Below are 18,735 nucleotides of genomic sequence, written 5' to 3' on the forward strand. Positions count from 1 at the left end.
ACGTACAAGTTGCTTGTACGTGTTTTATTTTTTATATTGTTCTTTTTCTAGCAGTTCCATATTTTTATTACTTCTACCGATCAATAATAGGTAATAGCTTAGTAAACCAAAAAGGCAAGAAATAAACAATGCATGTGCAAGTGCAATATATATGTTTAATCTTGTTATGATTATAAGAGCTCCTGCAATGACCTGTAAGCAGACAAGAATAAATGCAATGATCCAACCTTTATAGATAACCGGCTGATTTCTGTAATTTTTAAAGCTTAAGTATGTTATATATGCGATCCAAAGAAAGATAATACCTGCTGCAAGACGGTGTCCCATTTGGACCCATTGGTACATGTTTGTTGGAAGTGAAATCGCATCGTTTAAACAAAATGGCCAATCTCTGCACGCTAAGCTTGAAACTGTATGACGGACAAGGGCCCCAGTATAAACAACAATATAACTATAAATCGTAACTCCAATAATATGAAATTTCATTCGCTTATCAAAAACTACTTTCGAGGCATCAAATTTTTGATCCACTTCAAATATTAATAATGTTAATAAGAACACTGAAGCAAATGAGATAAGAGATATGCCAAAATGTAGTGCTAACACAAAACTGGATTGTCCCCAAACAACTGCGGCTGCCCCAATAAGTGCTTGTAATATTAAAAAGAATAAAGATAAAATCACTAGAAATTTTGTTTCGCGCTTGTGGCCGATAGCCTTCCATGACCAAACCGATAAAATTAGTAACAGAATTCCGACACCACCTGATACAAAGCGATGGGCTAATTCAATTAAAGTCTTCATCGTTATGTGGCTTGGCAAGAGCTGACCATGACAAAGTGGCCAAGATCTCCCGCATCCCATACCGGAATCGGTTTTTGTAACTAATGCTCCACCGATCAAGACGAAAAGCATTCCTAGCGTCGTTAAAATTGCTAACCATTTTAATCCTCGACGCAATTTATTCACCTACTAACCTAATATTTCATATGACCAAAAGATCATAATAAAGTATGATGTCGAACCGATATGAATTAATCTAATACACTTAATGATAGTACCTAAAAGCCTGCAAAAAGACAACCGATAAAATGTTACAATTCTTTCACCAATTTAATCATGTAACAAATTTACCAAATTTTCTTTTTAAAAATTTTATAGAAAATGGGGATGTCTCTTCAATATCTGCATTTCGTGACACAAAATAGACATAAAACCTTTGAAAAATATTCACAAAAAACATTCAAGATATGTTTTAATATGGAATTGATGCAGAAAAATAATCTCCCACCCATATTAAAAGTCTATTTTTCGGAGATTGTGGTAAACTGAAACTAGATAAATGACATATATAAAAAAAACAAGGTACATAATAAGGTCAAAAGTGAACAATTAACGAAAATTCGCTGGGTTATAGAAAAACGGTAAAATTTGTTTTATAGTAATATTATATATGTTGTTTATTACAAACGAGGGGGGGAGCGAATGTCAAATAGTCGAGTGATCGAGATTGAAAAGGCAAACATTCCGGAAACTACGGCAATTAAGGATTTTTTATCTTTAATTAAAATAGGGATTGTTAATTCAAATCTAATAACTACTTTTACTGGTCTGTGGCTGGCATTAGTATTTACTAATCAACACTTCTTAGAGTCAATACATATTGTCATTCTTACTTTACTTGGATCAGCTTTAATTATCGCAGGTTCATGCAGTATTAATAATTTCATTGACCGTGATATTGATCCTATTATGAGTAGGACAAAATCAAGACCAACGGTAACCGGCAAAATGAGTGGTGCAAAAGTATTAACGATCGGATTTTCTTTTATTATACTTGGAACAATTCTTTTATTTATGACGTCAATCACTGCAGGGATAATAGGTATTATTGGTATTTTCAGTTATGTTGTTTTATATTCTATGTGGTCTAAACGTTTATATGTAAGTAATACGATTGTTGGAAGTATATCGGGTGCAGTTCCGCCTTTAATCGGATGGGCAGCTGTAGATCCAAATTTAGATACGATTGCATGGGTACTCTTTTTGATGATGTTTATTTGGCAGCCGCCTCATTTTTATGCTTTAGCAATGAAGCGTTGTGAGGAATACCGAGCTGCAAATATACCGATGTTACCGGTAGTAAAAGGGTTTGAAGTGACTAAAATTCATATCGTAATATGGGTTGCCTGTTTACTGCCACTGCCATTTTTCCTTCTACCATTAGGCATAGCATTCTTTATTATTGCTACTCTATTTAATATAGGATGGTTAGCTATAGGGTTATATGGTTTTAAAATGAAGGATGATATAAAATGGGCTAGAATGATGTTTGTGTATTCATTAAATTACTTAACGATTTTGTTTGTTGCAATGGTAATCGTTACCCTTATTTAACTTCGGGAATTCTTTCTTTTAAAAGAAATCCATATATATTACAGTCCTTGTAACGAAAGACATAAAATGAAAGTGGGGTTTGATTAAGCTATGAAACAATGGCTGAAAAAATGGCGTCTTGTCTCAGTATTTGCTGTTTTGGCGCTAGCTCTTTCCGGCTGTGGTGGTGAACCATTCTTATCAGCACTAAAACCAGCAGGTGAAGTCGCGCAAAAGCAATATGATCTAATGTTATTGAGTACTGGCATTATGGTTATTGTAATTGCTGTAGTAGTAGTTATTTTCGTTGTTGCGATTATTCGCTTCCGTCGGACAAAAGCAAAAGAAAACATGATACCAAAACAAGTGGAAGGAAATCATGTTCTTGAAATTATTTGGACAGTTATTCCGATTATTCTATTACTTGTTCTTGCAATACCAGTAGTTGCAGCTACCTTTAATCTAGGTGATACGGCTGCAATGGAGAAAAAGGACAAAGATGGTAAGCCAAAAGAGTTGGTTGTCAATGTTCGTTCGAATCTATACTGGTGGGAATTCGAATATCCTGGCTTAGGAATTGTTACAAGTCAAGATTTAGTTGTTCCAACTGATCAAAAAGTATATTTCTCTTTAAAATCATCTGATGTTAAGCATTCATTCTGGATTCCTGCAGTTGGTGGGAAAATCGATACGAATGTGGATAATGTCAATAAATTCTGGTTGAAATTTGATAGTCAAAAAGCAAAAGAAGCCGGAGACGTATTTTACGGAAAATGTGCTGAACTTTGCGGACCGTCACATGCTTTAATGGATTTTAAAGTTAAACCGATGTCACAAGATGACTTTGCGCAATGGGTTAAGAATATGAAAAGTGTTGGAAAAGAAGGCGTACAGCCAACATCTGATCTAGCTAAACAAGGTGAAGATATTTTCAAAAGCAAAATGCCAAACTCTTGTATTGGCTGTCATGCAGTTTCACCGGACAATTCTACACCTGAAACGGCACGTAGAGCACCAAACTTAACTGATTTTGGTGAACGTGAACGTGTAGCAGGTATCTTGGATCATAATAAAGAAAATATAAAAAAATGGATTAAAGATCCACAAGCTTATAAACCAGGAAATAAAATGCCTGCATTTAAAAACTTGTCTGATCAAGATTTAGATGCATTAGCGGAATATTTAATGGGATTAAAAGTACAACAATAATTGGTTATTAAGGCATAAAGGGAGGTTTAACTGTGAGTAGTAAAGCTCAGAAAAAAGGCTTTGGTGCTGTCGTTTGGGACTATTTAACAACAGTAGACCATAAAAAGATCGCAATTCTTTATTTAATTGCAGGGGGATTGTTCTTTTTAATCGGTGGTATTGAAGCAATGATCATTCGTATCCAGCTTGCACTTCCTGATAGTAACTTTGTCAGTGCTGGTCTTTATAACGAAGTTCTCACAATGCATGGTACGACCATGATATTCTTGGCGGCAATGCCTCTTGTATTCGCATTTATGAATGCAGTCATGCCGTTACAAATTGGCGCACGTGATGTTGCGTTCCCGTTTGTTAACTCATTAGGGTTTTGGTTGTTTTTCTTTGGGGGAGTTTTCGTTAACTTATCATGGTTCTTAGGCGGTGCTCCTGATGCAGGTTGGACTTCATATGCATCATTATCATTAGCATCACCAGGACATGGTGTGGATTTCTACGCATTAGGTTTACAGATTACCGGTTTTGGTACATTAATGGGTGGTATTAACTTCTTAGTTACCATTATTAATATGCGTGCACCAGGTATGACATATATGCGTATGCCAATGTTCACTTGGACAACTTTTGTCACATCTGCATTAATTTTATTTGCATTCCCACCGCTAACAGTAGGAATGTTCATGTTAACATTTGACCGTATGTTTGGCGCTCAATTCTTTGAAGTTGCCGGCGGCGGTAATACAATTATTTGGGAACATTTATTCTGGATTTTCGGACACCCGGAAGTATATATCTTAATTTTACCTGCATTCGGTATTTTCTCAGAAATCTTTGCGGTATTCTCAAGAAAAAGATTGTTCGGTTATTCATCAATGGTGTTTGCTACAGTCTTGATCGGATTCCTTGGATTCATGGTTTGGGCTCACCATATGTTTACAGTTGGTCTAGGGAATATTGCAAATGCAATCTTTGCGGTTGCAACAATGACTATCGCCATTCCAACAGGTATGAAAATATTCAACTGGCTATTAACAATGTGGGGCGGTAATATTAAATTTACAACGCCAATGTTATGGGCAGCAGCTTTCATTCCTTCATTCTTAATGGGTGGGGTAACAGGTGTAATGCTTGCAGCTGCGCCAGCGGATTATCAATATCATGATACTTATTTCGTAGTAGCTCACTTCCACTATGTAATTGTTGGTGGTGTAGTATTTGCTCTATTAGCGGGTACACAATTCTATTGGCCAAAAATGTTTGGAACGATGCTTAATGAAACATTAGGAAAGATCACTTTCTGGACATTCTTAATCGGGTTCCATTTAACATTCTTTATCCAACATTTCTTAGGACTAATGGGTATGCCTCGTCGTATTTGGAAGTTCCTTCCGAATCAAGGTTTAGAAACTGGGAACTTAGTTAGCTCCATCGGGGCAGCTTTCATGGCCTTCGGTGTTATCGTAATGTTAATTAATATCGTTGTGACTTCAGTACGTAATAAAAGAGTGGGGAACGACCCTTGGGGAGATGGACGTACACTTGAATGGGCAATTCCATCACCACCACCTTTCTACAATTTTAAGCAACTTCCATTAGTTCGTGGTATCGATACTTGGTGGATTGAAAAAATGGAAGGTAAAAAAGAATTAACACCTGCGGAACCACTTGGTGACATCCATATGCCAAATGGATCAATTTTGCCAGTATTCATTTCTTTAGGATTATTTATTGCAGCATTTGGTGCAATGTATCACGGAGATGAAGGAAATACTTGGGGAATTCCAGTGTTAATTATTGGATTAGCGATCGCATTTGGATCAATGTTAATACGTTCTCTTAAAGATGATCATGGTTTTCATATTCATAAAGAAGAATTAATTGAAGATGATAACGATAAGGGGGTTAAGGCGTAATGCATGTTGAAGAAAAGTTTACTCCAAAAACATGGCCTGAAGCACCTGAAAAAGCAACCCTCGAAGGGAAGAACAAATTTTTAGGTTTCTGGTTATTCCTTGGCGGCGAAACGGTGTTATTCGCCTCCTTATTTGCAACATATATTGCTCTAAAAGATAAAGTGCCTGATCCATCCATGGCGCATGCAAAAGACCTATTTGAATTACCATTATCATTTATTGCTACAATGCTGTTATTGACAAGTTCAATTACCAGTGTATATGCAATGTATCATATGAAAAACTTTGCATTTAAAAAAATGCAAGCATGGTTATTAGTAACTGTACTATTAGGTGCTGCATTCTTAGGTTTAGAGATTTATGAATTTAATCATTATGTAAGTCACTTCCATCATACATTTACAAGCAGTGCATTTGGATCAGCCTTCTATACTTTAGTAGGTTTCCATGGTGCCCACGTTGCTTTTGGATTATGTTGGATCTTGTCACTAATGATTCGCAATGCAGGTCGTGGTTTGGATCTGTACAACGCACCGAAATTTTATGTTGCTAGTCTTTATTGGCATTTCATTGACGTTGTATGGGTATTCATCTTCACAGTCGTATACTTAATGGGAATGGTGGGATAAGAATATGACAAACGAACAAACAAATACCGGCAACCCAAGAGTAGACTATGAGTATCGTCGTCGTAAAAGCGCGGAGGAAATGAAATATCAAGTTGTTTCATTTGTCTTGATGATTTTATTAACTCTCATTGCTTTCGGTGCGGTTGCCGCTGACTTATCAAAATGGTTTACGATTCCGGTCATTCTTTTAATGGCAGTTGTGCAAGTAATATTCCAATTATATTATTTTATGCATATGAGCCATAAAGGACATGAGGCTCCACAGCTCTTTCTTTTCTCAGGAGCTTTTGTCGGATTTCTAACATTGTTAACATTTTTCACTATTATTTGGTGGTAAGAAAAAATCCAGTCGAAAGACTGGATTTTTTTTGAAGGAATAATTCCTTTAGGTAAACTGTCAATAGATTGTCATCATGGAAGATTGAAGATTCATTTTTACAAAAGTATAATGGAATGAGAGGAATCAACATTTACTTGTACAACTTATAGATGGTAGACTTGTACAAAATCTAAAAAGAGGTGAAGGCAATGCCTTTAAGCATATTTGGTTTCCAGGCATTATGGAGTCCGTTTTTTATCATAACGATTCTATTTATGTCGGTTTTATACTTTTTAATTACAACAAAGTGGAGAAAAGATTTTAAAAATAGTGAGCCGTTAAAGCGAAAACAAGCGATTTACTTCATTATTTCAATGCTTTTGCTTTATTTAGTAAAAGGGTCGCCAATCGATCTTTTGGCTCACATTATGTTTACTTATCACATGGTACAAATGTCTATTTTATTAATGATTATGACTCCATTGCTCATGCTAAGTATACCAAATTGGCTTTGGGAAGCATTTATACGGCTTCCGGTAGTAAAAACAATTTTTCGTTTTTTTACAAAACCAGTCTTAGCAGTGATTCTGTTTAATGTTGCTTTTTCGTTTTATCATCTTCCATTTATCTTTGATAAGATAAAAATGAGTGAGACTGCTCACAGTGCATACACTATGTCCTTGTTTTTACTTGCTATGTTTATGTGGTGGCCATTAATTAATACATTACCTGGCCAAAAGCAATTAAATGGATTGAAACGGGTTGGTTATTTATTTTCAAGCGCGATGTTACTTACCCCGGCTTGTGGAATTTTAATTTTTGCTGGAAAACCGTTATATGAAACGTATTCGAATGGAGCTCTTTGGCTTCAAGCGATGGCGTTATGTGTACCAACAGATACATTGGCTGGTCTTAACTTAAGCGGACCAGAGTTATTTTCAAAACTTCCTGTTGTTGAGGATCAACAACTAGGGGCGATTATTATGAAACTTGTTCAGGAAGTCATTTATGGAATTGTACTAGCAAGAATATTCTATAAATGGTTTAAAAAGGATCAACAAGAAGCTGAGGAAATGACAAAAAATCTAATGATGTCACAACATCCACAACCGACGGAATAAAAAGGAAATATGATAGAGGATAAATGCGCCTCTATCGACAATACATACAAAAGGAAAAACGAGAGGAGAAAATATGATGATTCCTATATTACCAACTATTAGTACATCTTGCATAGTGATCAGTGCTATTTTTGTCGCAATTGGTTGGAATTTAATTCGCAAGAAAAAAATCGACCAGCATAAAAAAATGATGACACTTGCCGCGATCTTTGCGGTAGTATTTTTTATCATTTATGCATCAAGAACGATATTTATTGGAAATACATCATTTGGTGGTCCGGATAGTATAAAGATATACTATACAGTTTTTTTAATCTTCCATATTACATTAGCAACAATTGGGGCCGTGTTTGGAATTATTTCTTTGTGGACTGGCTACAAAAACAGATTAGCACTTCACCGCAAGCTAGGTCCGATTACAAGTATTATTTGGTTCTTTACAGGGATAACTGGCGTTGTTGTGTATTTACTTCTATATGTTTTTTATCATGGAGGAGAAACAACTTCTGTCATAAAGGCTATATTAGGGACCTAAATAAAAAAACAGTGCAGAATTCCGCACTGTTTTTTTGTATATTATTCAGCAAAGGCTTCAATTTCTTTTTTCAAGTCAGTAAGAATTTGCTCACATTGTTTTACTAAATGTGTAGGATAAATTTCATCATCACCGTATTCAACTCCGTGTGGATAATAATGTTTACCCAATATAGGTGTCATTAATTGCATCAATGCATCGAAAGTATCTACGTCGCCTTCTACTGCGTAAGCTTGGACACGAAGATAATATGTACCTTCTTTAATAATAAATTTACGGTCATATGATACACGTTCGTAATCCCATTGTTCCGCACGAACCATTCCGTATTTCTTCATTACATCATCTAATCTGTTTAAATCTGCTTTAAATGCTTGAATGCCGATATTTTCAAAATTCATATCTTTATTCCCTCCTCATACTTCCAAGAACAAATTATAAGTACATACACAATTTCCCACATGTCTTATAATAGTCTAAAAAAACAATTCTTGCAATGAATACATTGTGAATAATCAGTGATATAACGACTTGAGTATCTATACTTATATTATGCGCCTATATTTGGAATATCATGAATACCATTACCATTTAATTGATTTTTCGTTCTCAAATCGTAGAGAAGTTTATGAAAAGAACCAATTGTTTTACTTCAAACACATAATGTTTAAATGATATAATATGTATAGTAATATAGAACATATTAAATTTTTAAAAAAATCTTACCTTTACGATAAAACTTAAATTTTTAGAAGGAGGGAAAGATCTGCGTACTGTTTTCAAGGTGATCATCGTATTAGTTATTATATTTATCATTAGTTTATACTTCCATCTAAAACCCGATAACGAGAATAATATTTTAAATGGGACTGGCATCAAAGAAATACCTATGACTGAAAACGATAAAACTCCAAAGAAAAAGATTGATAAGGAGCCGTATAAAAGGCCTAATAAAGGATTATCTACTTTTATTGGAGAACCGGCAAATAAAATAGTAAAAAAATATGGAAAACCGAATAGAATCGACCCCTCAGCATATGACTATGAGTGGTGGATTTATAATAAAAATGAAGAGAAATATTTTCAAGTCGGAGTGTATAAAGGAAAGGTAGTAACAATTTATGCCATTGGAAGTAAAACGAATATCACTCCATTTCAAATTAACGAAGAGATTCAAGATATCTATCAAAAGTTACTTTTAGATACTGATATTACAGTACAGTATGATAAAGGAACATATCGGTTTGAATTATCTGAAGAAGATTTAAATATGAGACCTCTCGTCCAATTAGGTTCGATATATGCACAGCTTTCATTTGATAAATTTAAAGGAACTTTATCAGGTGTACGATTTATGGATAAAGAGACGCTCATCAAGCAGCGCCCATATGAGATAAGTTATCGGGGACGATTAATTGACCCTGCACCGATCGTTGAATCCCGTTGGAGAGCAATTGAAGTAGGTAGTGAAAAACAAATATTTGACTTAACAAATATTTTACGTAGTAGGTTTGAATTAAATAAATTGCTTTGGGACCAAAAAACAGCTGAAGTAGCCTATAATCATAGTAAAGATATGGCAGTTGAAAAATATTTTTCCCATGAATCTCCGAAATTTGGCAACTTAGAAAAACGTCTTCAAGCTGCACATGTTTTTTACCAATTAGCAGGCGAAAATATCGCAGCACAGTATATGGATGCCCCTTCTGCAGTAGAAGGTTGGTTAAATTCAGAAGGGCATAGGAAAGCATTATTGGAACCTAAATTCACACATTTAGGTGTTGGCGTATATCAAAAATATTATACCCAAAATTTTATTGAGAAAACGTGGAAGTAATTAAATTTATTGCAAAGTAAAAAAGCCTTAGTTTATAGGCTTTTTTATTTACTTATAAACAATAAATATCTAAATAAACATTCTCACCTTTTTGTAATCTTTACATAAATTATTATAGGCATTGTAATGACTCCTATCTATAAATTTTTATAAAATATAGATTAAAGTTTTACACTATTATGAGGTGAATGATAATGGGGAATAAAAAACTTCACCCGACAGTTGAAAAGTTTAAAGAATTCGTCAAGGAGCATCCAAAATTAATCTCCGAAGTAAAAAATGGTTCAAATACACTTCAAGAGTTTTATGAAGATTGGTATTTACTAGGTGAAGATGACCCTTTTTGGGAAAAGTACAGAAATAACGATGATGGTACGGTAGAGACTCAGTCAGATAGCAATGAAAAGGCTGAAAGTAACGGAAAATGGATGAAACAAATCGGAAGTATTATCCAAAAAGTGGATGCCAACCAAATGCAGTACCATCTCAATAATTTAAGTCAAGTCATTGCATCTGTGCAAGGAGTACTAGCACAATTTCAAGGTGAGAAGCAATCAACTACACCAACAAATGAACAAAGGAATCCTTTTGCATTTCGAAAAGATTAAGAAGGAGGAATTAGTTTGCGGCAAGATGTAATGGAATACATTTACTCAAAAAAAGAACTGAAACAATTTTTAAGAAGACAACCGATGTGGTATCGAAAATTAAGTCGTCATCCCGAAGAAATTGAAAAATTTGAAATTGCCTCCTTACATTTTTTCGAAAAGACAATCCCGCAAAGAGTTGAGAAAATCAACAATAACATACAGATGGCTTCAATGATGATGAATATGCTTCAAGGTTTATACTCAAAATGATTTGCAATGTAAGGTACATTTAAATGAAAATGTATCTTTTTTTTGTGTAAAAACTTCTTGTTCTGTAGAAGCTAAAGACAAGGAGTGATAGTTATGAGAGGATTAATTTGTTTAACTCTTTTTTTAATAATTATGAGTGGTTGTAAACAAAATATACCAAAGCCGGAATCATTTAATGTTGAAGCATCGGAAAGCGGAAAAGCAGCTCAAAGTGATAAAACGAAAGATGCCTCTATTCGTCATATCGTTCATGGAAAGGATATATTTATCGAGTGTTTTGTACCAAATATATCTTTTTCCGGGGCAAATAAAGCGATAGAACGTGGCAAAATTGTTGTTTACGTTGATGGACAATTGAAAGGGGAGTTTCACACAGCAGCATTTGTAATGAAAAATTTATCCAAAGGTGTTCATCATGTAAAAATTGATGTAGTGAAATTAAATAATAAAAGTCACGGATTATCCAAAGAATTTTATGTAACTATCTTATAATATGTATCATTCGCATGCTAACTGAAAACATGGTAATATAATGTTGGAGGTGAGCTATTTGCTTGCAACTATTGAAAGACTGCAAATAATAACTGAAGCGGAAGATTTGGCAAAAATGATTTTGCAATCAGAAGCTGCTGATGAATATAGAAAATCATATAATAAATTATATAAAGATGCACAAACGCAAGAAAAGATTAAAGAATTTATCAAAATGAAAGACTATTACGAAGATGTCCAACGTTTTGGTAGATATCATCCAGATTACAAATCGATCAATATCCGTACACGTCAAGCAAAACGTGAAATGGACATGGATGAAAATGTTGCAAGATTTCGCAAAGCAGAAAATGCTTTACAAGATATTCTTGATCATGTCAGTATGATCGTTGGTAAATCAGTTTCCCAACATATAAAAGTTCCTACAGGAAATCCTTTTTTTGCTGAAAATAGTTCATGCTCTGGAGGATGCGGTTCCGGTGGAGGATGCAGTTGTTCTGCATAACAGAATAACACTTGACTTAAAAAGGAATACTCGTCTGTATTCCTTTTTTTAAAACCTTTAAATAAAACAATAATTTTCTGACATTGATTATCATCTAGTGAATATGCTAAAATAGTGTGAATGTAGAATTAAGGGGAAAACTATATGTTTAATGAAAGACAAAGCTTAATTATTTGGCTTTATAACTTAAAGCACGCTAAAACCTTAAGACGGTTTGGGAACGTTCATTATGTTTCAAAAAGAATGAAATACGTTGTGTTATACTGTGATCAAACTGAAATTAATGAACTGTTGGAGAAATTTTCTTCCATGCCATTCGTTCGAAAAGTTGAACAATCATGGAAACCTTTTTTGAAAACTGAATATGAAAATTCCAAGCCCGACAAAGCAAAAGAGTATGATTACAAAGTAGGGTTATAATAAAGAGATATTTCTACGATAAAAAACCTCCATACGGAGGTTTTTTATCGTAATGGCGGAATATAGTGATTCAGTCTTAATATTCCAATTAAATATTGGAAATACAGTTCTTTTTCCGCAAATTCTTTTGAATGCTTTACATCAATTTCAATTATTTGCTTTTCTAAACTTTGAGCAACATGATTAAATAAGTCGAATCTTTGGTTCGGTATCGAATGTGGATTTGGTATCCCTTCACGACAAATATAAATAGCTTGAAACTCACCGGGATCGGTTGGTTGGAGCACAACACATAGTGAGGTCAATTGTTTTTGACCATTTGTCGTATGTAACGCTATTAAATGGTGTAATCGATGTTTATTTGCTTTTGCCAATTCAATTAGCTCATATATATCTGAATATCCTTCACCAAGTTCAATGAAACGTTGTAGCATATCAAGTCCTCACTTTTCCTAATTTCTTTAAAATTTTTTCAACTAGATAAAGCACTCCTTATTAATGTATCATTGAATTATTCAATTGAGAAGATAGAACGGTTTCGTATTCAAAGGAGAAAAAAATGCTTCGAAAAAAAAACGTAATTTATTTAACCCTTTTACTATTATTGATTATTAGTTTTTTACTGTACTTTCAATGGGACGGTTTTTCTGCAAAGTCGGACCAAAACAAGATACATTCCATTCAACAAGATATTTTTATTGAACATCATAATAATCAATTTTATATAAAGCAAATTATACCATCGCTTAGCGGAGGTAATTATACGATTGATTGGCCACAAGCAGCCAATAATCGTGAATGTCTGAATGAGAACAATCAATGTCAATGGACGAATAATGAAAAAACGAATGTGAAAATAAAGTCAGGGAAAATTACTTTAAAATATACAATTAATATGAAAGGTGAATCTACTTTATTATTAAAAAATTGGGTAGCAAAATTTAATAATCAACATGTAGCTGCTAGTAAAGTTCATTTAATTGAAAAACAATTTAAGCACGGAATATGGATTGCAGCAGCAAACACGACATCGATAAAGAAAAAAAAGTATATTAATTATTTTGTTTTTGATAACGATGGACAAGCACCCAGTCTTTTCTGGCATAAAAAAAAGTTAACAAAAAAGAACGTGAATAATTGGTTAACGATTTATTATGAAAAATCTATGAATCTCGCAGATTTAAAACTTAACACTCTAGAAAAAATAAAAGTAAATAATAAAATGGTTATTATTTTAACACATGATTATCCGCAAACATTTTCACCTTCATTATTAATTGAAAATAATGTAAAGAAAAAAGGATTTGAAGAGCAAATCATTAAGAATGCGATAAATAATCATTTCATATTTCCTAAAGAAGAAGAGTGGATGAAGGATATTATTGCCTCGATCGTTACAGATAAAGCTATAGGTACGAAAAAAGCAAAATTTATGTATTCGGAGCTTAGAAGCAAGTTAAGTAAGGAACAATTTAACTCTTTTTCAAATAGTATCTTCAACATGGATCAACGAAAGTTAACCAGTCATAAACTAGATCAATTGATAATAAAGGCAACGGGATTAGGAACGAGTTTTTTTTCGGAGAATAAACGCTATTCAGCACCGAATAAATCATTTGTTCTGTTTGATCAGAGGAGGATTTTCGTGCGAGGAAAAGAAATATGGAAGTTGCAAGTGCATAGATCAAACGGGAAAAACTTTCTACCATTCAATGACACAGCTAAATCACTCGGCTATAAAGTTGAATTGGAAAATAGGAATCAATCCGTTCGATTAATAAATAAGAATAACCACTTTACATTTTATTTTGGTGAAAAAATATTCGATTATAATGGAGAAAAATACGGCTTACTTTCCAATCCTTTTATCCAATTTAACGGAGAGTATTATATTGATATGAAATGGCTGCAGCAGCTCTTTCATGTAAAAGTGGATGAAAATGAAAAGCAAATATCAATCAGATAAAAATAAACAATAAAAAACCCTGCAAAAAATCTGCAGGGTCCTTCTATATCCTATGTAAAAGGACAGAAGGCAAAGGGAGAGGAGAAACCGGAGGAAGAACTTATGGGGAAACGTAAGTCTTCTCCGCGGTTGGCAACAACATCGTTAAATGATGTTGCTAATAAAAGTATCACCATCATCTCCAGAATTATACATTCAGTTTTTCAAATTTCGCTTTTCCCTATTCGCACAATATGGTAGGATAGTAAGGAAAATTTAAGAACTATGTGGTGAAGCAGATGAGAGTGATATCAGGTAGTAAAAAAGGAAAAATATTAAAATCTGTACCGGGTAATCAAACTAGACCAACAACAGATAAAGTAAAAGAAGCCATCTTTAACATGATTGGTCCTTATTTTACAACAGGAATTGGTCTAGATTTATTTGCAGGCAGTGGTGGACTAGGAATTGAAGGGCTAAGTAGAGGACTCGAAAAAGTAATCTTTGTCGATCGAGATATGAATGCATTCCAAACAATTAAAGCAAACATAAGTGAATGTGGTTTTGAACAACAGAGTGAGCTTTATCGTAATGATTCTGAACGAGCTTTAAAAGCCATTATTAAACGGGATATTAAATTGGATGTCATATTCCTTGACCCGCCATATAAAAAGCAAAAACTTGTGTCACTTTTGCAAGTAATCAATGATAGCAAATTATTAACTGAAAGCGGTTACGTTGTCTGCGAGTGTAGTTCAGATATACAGTTACCAAGTGTTATAGGAGATTTAGTGAAAACAAAAGAAGCAGTTTACGGCATGATTGGTATTTCAATTTATAGTATAGGTAAATAGGGGGATTGAAGGATGGGTAGTATTGCGGTTTGTCCGGGGAGTTTTGATCCAATTACATATGGACATTTAGATATAATAAAGAGAGCAGCAAAGGTTTTTGATAAAGTGTTTGTTGTCATATTAAATAATTCGTCAAAAAATCCATTATTTACGGTGGACGAAAGGGTTCAATTGATAGAGGAAGTAACGAAAATCATTCCAAATGTTGCTGTCGATACGTTTCAAGGATTACTTGTCGATTATGCGAAAAGTGTCAATGCAAATGCGATTATTCGTGGATTAAGGGCCGTATCCGACTTTGAATATGAAATGCAAATTACTTCAATGAATAGAGTTCTTAACGAGGAGATTGAAACGTTTTTTATTATGACAAATAATCAGTATTCCTTTTTAAGTTCAAGTATTGTAAAGGAAGCAGCAAAATATAACGGGTCCATATCGGAATTAGTTCCACCTCAAGTTGAAAAAGCGTTGAAAATTAAATACTCTAATGACAAGTAAAAAAATAGGAGGGGCGTCCTCCTATTTTTTATAAACATATCTTCTTGAATAAATGAAAATGTATAGTAGTAAGGAACAGATAGTAATAATTGGCCCAAATTCGATTCCCCACTGAAATAACTTATCAAGGAAACTATGAGAATTTTGCAGAAATACCGGTAAAGAAATTGGAAATTCATTCGATTCATATTGTTTTCCAAAAATAGGATCCCATATGAGTAAAGTGATAATGGCAGCGAACAATCCGTGAAGAATTCTTGCGATAAAGAATGGTTTAAAACGGATATCTGTTTGTGCAAGGATGCTGGCTACCTGGGCCTGTATACTAAAACCGCCAAACCCTAGTATAAAACTAGTAAGGATGGATTGTTGCAGTAATGTTGATTCTTTTACCCGGCTAATTAAATCGCTGCCAATTGTAATTTCAAATAATCCCGAAATAAAAGGGATTGTTAGCTGATTTGGAAAGTGTAAAATAGCAAAAAATTCTTTAATTACACTTGCTAAAAGTGCTGTAATTTGTAAATGAAAAAGTAAACGGTTAATAACTGAAAATAAAATGATAAAGCCACCAATCATGAGTAATGTATGAATCGAAGAAACGACTGCGTCCCCTAATAGCTTTCCGATCGGTCTTTTATCCTCAATACGCGTTCTATGTAAAGCGCGGATAGCTTCCCAAACACGGAATTTATTATTTTTTACTTCTAATTTTTCCTTTTTAGAGTAACCGTAGAAGCGCATAATCAATCCTACGAGAATATTCCCTAAATAATGTGCAATCGCAAAAAGGATTCCTAAACCTTTATTATGAAAAAAACCAACGGATACAGCAACAAAAATAAAAAGGGGGCTTGAATAGTTTGTAAATGAGACGAGTCTCTCCGCTTCAATTTTTGATATTTGTTTTTCTTCCCTCAGCCTCGCAGTAATTTTGGCACCTGCGGGATTTCCTGAAGCCATTCCCATTGCCCAGGCAAATCCGCCAACGCCAGGGACGCGAAATAATGGCCTCATCAAAGGCTCTAAAATAACCCCGATAAATTTCACGACGCCAAACCCGATTAATAATTCAGAAATAACAAAAAAAGGAAAAAGGGAAGGGAAGACAGTTCCCCACCATATTGTTAAGCCTCGTTTTGATGCATCAAATGTTTCTACAGGAAGGATAATCATTGAAATAGCTATTAATGTTGCGCCTAGGGCTAAAAATATTGTTTTAAGTTTTGATTGAATCAAGTTATGTGCCTCCCTAATTAATCATATGAATCCATTAAAATATACTTGTCCCCATATAAATCAATATACTCATAGAGAAATATTTTAGACCATATGATGTTTGTAAATATTAAATTTCCATTAAACATTGTATGAGGTGATATGTGTTGAGTAACCCAAAAATCGGAGTTGCTTTAGGATCCGGCGGTGCACGTGGATTTGCCCATTTAGGCGTATTGAAATCATTGGAGGACAATAATATTTCAATCGATTACCTTGCCGGGTGTAGTATGGGGGCAATAGTTGCAGCATTTTATGGTGTAGGACATAATATGAATCAGCTCATTAAAATAGCGACAGCTTTTAAAAGAAAATTTTTCTTGGACTTTACGATTCCAAAGATGGGATTTATATCTGGAAAACGTGTCAAAGAATTTTTAACACTCTTTACACATAACAAAAATTTTGAAGATTTAAAGCTTCCTGTTCAAGTGATAGCGACCGATTTAATTAAAGGTGAAAAAGTAATATTCAAAACGGGTTCAGTTGCAGAAGCTGTACGTGCAAGTATCTCAATACCGGGAATTTTTGTTCCGGAAAAAATAAACGACAGACTACTAGTGGATGGTGGCGTAATTGATCGGGTACCAGTATCGGTTGTTAAAGATATGGGTTCCGACATTATAATTGGAGTAGATGTTTCATTCGTAAAAAGAGATGCAGAAATTACGAATATTTATGATGTCATAATGCAAAGTATTGATATACTACAAATGGAAAATACGACAAATTATGAGACAATATCCGATTTTTTCATCCAACCGGATGTTTCACTTTATAGTTCAAGAGCTTTTACAAATATTGAAGAAATCATTAAGATAGGAGAAGAGGAAACAAAAAAATATATTCCGGCAATTAAACAGTCGATTGAAGAATGGAAGGTGAGAAATCAGAATGAAACGTAAGATTTGGTCCCGTATATTAATTCTATTTTTAGTGATAATGATTGCACTCTTCTTTTATCGATTACCTTATTATGTAGAGAAACCGGGTATGGCACATGAATTAGATTCATATGTACATGTCGAAAACGGCTATCCTGAAAAAGGGAAATTGATGTTAACAACTGTCCGTATGGGAAGAGCAAATATTTATGATTATGCATTAGCAAAAATAAAGAAATTTGAGGACATTGTCCCGCTAAATGAGGTTAGGGATGAAAAACAAACGGAAGAGGAATATAATGTTTACCAATTATATTTAATGGAATCTTCCAAAAATAATGCCATTCAGGTAGCGTATAATAAAGCGAATAAATCGTATCATTTTAATTATAAAGGTGTATATGTGCTCGATGTGTACCCGAATATGCCGGCAGCAAAAGTATTAAAGGCTGGCGACAGAATAATTAAAGTGGATGGACATACTTTTGAATCGTCTGAGAAATTCATTCAATATGTTCAGAATAAAAAGGTTGCAGATCAAATAAAAATAACATTTGTACGAGACAATAAAGAAAAAACAGCCGACATCCAACTAGCAAAGTTTGACGATGCTAATGGCAAAATTGGCATGGGGATTGGTTTAGTTGATGATCGTGAACTAATTGCAAATCCTGCAGTGAAAATGAATACAGAAAGTATCGGAGGTCCGTCAGCGGGGTTAATGTTCAGTTTAGAAATATATAATCAGCTGACAAAAGAAGATATAACAAAAGGCTATAGCATTGCAGGTACTGGCACAATTGAGCCCGATGGGGTAGTTGGCCGCATTGGCGGAATTGATAAAAAAGTAGTAGCTGCAGATAAAGAAGGCGCAAAAATATTTTTCGCCCCAGACGATGAAATAACACCGGAAATGAAAAAAGAATATCCAACAATTGAATCTAATTATAAGGAAGCTTTAAAGGCAGCGAAAGAAATTGGAACAAAAATGAAGATAGTGCCTGTTAAAACTTTTGATGATGCGTTAGCATACCTTGAAGCATTAAAATAACGTAAAACA

22 protein-coding genes are annotated in these 18,735 nt (G+C 34.1%); 18 read left to right on the forward strand and 4 right to left on the reverse strand.

Going from position 1 to position 18,735, the window contains the following annotated elements:
- Positions 1-24: 24 nt before the first annotated feature.
- Positions 25-960: a COX15/CtaA family protein gene (locus MKY81_RS12435; RefSeq protein ID WP_066232099.1), complete on the reverse strand. Its 936-nt coding sequence runs from the start codon at positions 958-960 to the stop codon at positions 25-27.
- Positions 961-1,485: 525 nt separating this feature from the next.
- Between MKY81_RS12435 and cyoE the strand changes: the two genes are divergently transcribed.
- The 7 genes from cyoE to MKY81_RS12470 all read left to right on the forward strand — a co-directional run bounded on the left by cyoE (position 1,486) and on the right by MKY81_RS12470 (position 8,099).
- Positions 1,486-2,397 carry a heme o synthase gene (gene cyoE, locus MKY81_RS12440; RefSeq protein WP_066232096.1) on the forward strand — a complete coding sequence of 304 codons (912 nt, stop codon included), beginning with the start codon at positions 1,486-1,488 and terminating at the stop codon, positions 2,395-2,397.
- 90 nt (positions 2,398-2,487) lie between these two features.
- Positions 2,488-3,585 (forward strand): cytochrome c oxidase subunit II, encoded by a 1,098-nt coding sequence (gene coxB / locus MKY81_RS12445; RefSeq protein WP_066232093.1) that lies wholly within the window; start codon positions 2,488-2,490, stop codon positions 3,583-3,585.
- 32 nt (positions 3,586-3,617) lie between these two features.
- Positions 3,618-5,495 (forward strand): cytochrome c oxidase subunit I, encoded by a 1,878-nt coding sequence (gene ctaD / locus MKY81_RS12450; RefSeq protein WP_108070727.1) that lies wholly within the window; start codon positions 3,618-3,620, stop codon positions 5,493-5,495.
- Entirely contained in the window at positions 5,495-6,124 is a 630-nt protein-coding gene (locus tag MKY81_RS12455) for a cytochrome (ubi)quinol oxidase subunit III (RefSeq protein WP_066232086.1), read from the forward strand. The genes ctaD and MKY81_RS12455 overlap by 1 nt, the downstream gene beginning before the upstream one ends.
- Before the next feature lie 4 nt (positions 6,125-6,128).
- Positions 6,129-6,461: a cytochrome c oxidase subunit IVB gene (gene ctaF, locus MKY81_RS12460; protein ID WP_066232083.1), complete on the forward strand. Its 333-nt coding sequence runs from the start codon at positions 6,129-6,131 to the stop codon at positions 6,459-6,461.
- 191 nt (positions 6,462-6,652) lie between these two features.
- Entirely contained in the window at positions 6,653-7,564 is a 912-nt protein-coding gene (gene ctaG / locus MKY81_RS12465; protein ID WP_066232080.1) for a cytochrome c oxidase assembly factor CtaG, read from the forward strand.
- A gap of 73 nt (positions 7,565-7,637) precedes the next feature.
- Entirely contained in the window at positions 7,638-8,099 is a 462-nt protein-coding gene (locus MKY81_RS12470) for a DUF420 domain-containing protein (protein WP_108070725.1), read from the forward strand.
- A 41-nt stretch (positions 8,100-8,140) separates the two neighbouring features.
- Here the strand turns inward: MKY81_RS12470 and MKY81_RS12475 are convergent, their stop codons facing one another.
- On the reverse strand, positions 8,141-8,500 hold the full coding sequence (locus MKY81_RS12475) for a YugN family protein (protein ID WP_066232072.1): 360 nt from the start codon (positions 8,498-8,500) through the stop codon (positions 8,141-8,143).
- Positions 8,501-8,865: 365 nt separating this feature from the next.
- Between MKY81_RS12475 and MKY81_RS12480 the strand changes: the two genes are divergently transcribed.
- From MKY81_RS12480 to MKY81_RS12505, 6 genes are all read left to right on the forward strand, one after another.
- Entirely contained in the window at positions 8,866-9,936 is a 1,071-nt protein-coding gene (locus MKY81_RS12480) for a CAP domain-containing protein (protein ID WP_376063508.1), read from the forward strand.
- A gap of 194 nt (positions 9,937-10,130) precedes the next feature.
- Positions 10,131-10,544 carry a YlbD family protein gene (locus tag MKY81_RS12485; protein WP_066232069.1) on the forward strand — a complete coding sequence of 138 codons (414 nt, stop codon included), beginning with the start codon at positions 10,131-10,133 and terminating at the stop codon, positions 10,542-10,544.
- 15 nt (positions 10,545-10,559) lie between these two features.
- On the forward strand, positions 10,560-10,796 hold the full coding sequence (locus tag MKY81_RS12490) for a YlbE-like family protein (RefSeq protein ID WP_066232066.1): 237 nt from the start codon (positions 10,560-10,562) through the stop codon (positions 10,794-10,796).
- 93 nt (positions 10,797-10,889) lie between these two features.
- Positions 10,890-11,288: a hypothetical protein gene (locus MKY81_RS12495; RefSeq protein WP_066232064.1), complete on the forward strand. Its 399-nt coding sequence runs from the start codon at positions 10,890-10,892 to the stop codon at positions 11,286-11,288.
- Positions 11,289-11,346: 58 nt separating this feature from the next.
- Entirely contained in the window at positions 11,347-11,793 is a 447-nt protein-coding gene (locus MKY81_RS12500; protein WP_066232062.1) for a YlbF family regulator, read from the forward strand.
- Between the two features lie 144 nt (positions 11,794-11,937).
- The gene (locus tag MKY81_RS12505; RefSeq protein ID WP_066232059.1) at positions 11,938-12,213 is read left to right on the forward strand and encodes a YlbG family protein; all 276 of its coding nucleotides are present in this window, start codon (positions 11,938-11,940) and stop codon (positions 12,211-12,213) included.
- A gap of 44 nt (positions 12,214-12,257) precedes the next feature.
- Here the strand turns inward: MKY81_RS12505 and MKY81_RS12510 are convergent, their stop codons facing one another.
- Positions 12,258-12,647 carry a DUF7147 family protein gene (locus MKY81_RS12510; RefSeq protein ID WP_107920238.1) on the reverse strand — a complete coding sequence of 130 codons (390 nt, stop codon included), beginning with the start codon at positions 12,645-12,647 and terminating at the stop codon, positions 12,258-12,260.
- Positions 12,648-12,772: 125 nt separating this feature from the next.
- Between MKY81_RS12510 and MKY81_RS12515 the strand changes: the two genes are divergently transcribed.
- The 3 genes from MKY81_RS12515 (at position 12,773) to coaD (ending at position 15,513) form a co-directional block, all read left to right on the forward strand.
- Entirely contained in the window at positions 12,773-14,179 is a 1,407-nt protein-coding gene (locus MKY81_RS12515) for a stalk domain-containing protein (protein WP_341117918.1), read from the forward strand.
- A gap of 278 nt (positions 14,180-14,457) precedes the next feature.
- A complete protein-coding gene (gene rsmD / locus MKY81_RS12520) occupies positions 14,458-15,012 on the forward strand; it encodes a 16S rRNA (guanine(966)-N(2))-methyltransferase RsmD (RefSeq protein WP_341117919.1) in 555 nt (184 codons plus the stop codon).
- A gap of 12 nt (positions 15,013-15,024) precedes the next feature.
- Complete coding sequence (gene coaD / locus MKY81_RS12525) at positions 15,025-15,513, forward strand: pantetheine-phosphate adenylyltransferase (protein ID WP_325948998.1); 489 nt, start codon at positions 15,025-15,027, stop codon at positions 15,511-15,513.
- A gap of 21 nt (positions 15,514-15,534) precedes the next feature.
- On the opposite strand, the gene ylbJ is transcribed toward coaD, so the two are convergent.
- The gene (gene ylbJ / locus MKY81_RS12530; protein WP_107920858.1) at positions 15,535-16,752 is read right to left on the reverse strand and encodes a sporulation integral membrane protein YlbJ; all 1,218 of its coding nucleotides are present in this window, start codon (positions 16,750-16,752) and stop codon (positions 15,535-15,537) included.
- A 146-nt stretch (positions 16,753-16,898) separates the two neighbouring features.
- Between ylbJ and MKY81_RS12535 the strand changes: the two genes are divergently transcribed.
- Both MKY81_RS12535 and MKY81_RS12540 read left to right on the forward strand, forming a co-directional pair.
- Positions 16,899-17,696, forward strand: a complete 798-nt coding sequence (locus MKY81_RS12535; protein ID WP_066230010.1) for a patatin-like phospholipase family protein — start codon at positions 16,899-16,901, stop codon at positions 17,694-17,696.
- A complete protein-coding gene (locus tag MKY81_RS12540) occupies positions 17,686-18,726 on the forward strand; it encodes a SepM family pheromone-processing serine protease (protein ID WP_341117923.1) in 1,041 nt (346 codons plus the stop codon). Before MKY81_RS12535 ends, MKY81_RS12540 begins: the two co-directional genes overlap by 11 nt.
- Positions 18,727-18,735 lie beyond the last annotated feature (9 nt).

Source organism: Heyndrickxia sp. FSL W8-0423, assembly GCF_038009395.1.
GTDB classification, from domain to species: Bacteria; Bacillota; Bacilli; order Bacillales; family Bacillaceae_C; genus Heyndrickxia; species Heyndrickxia sporothermodurans.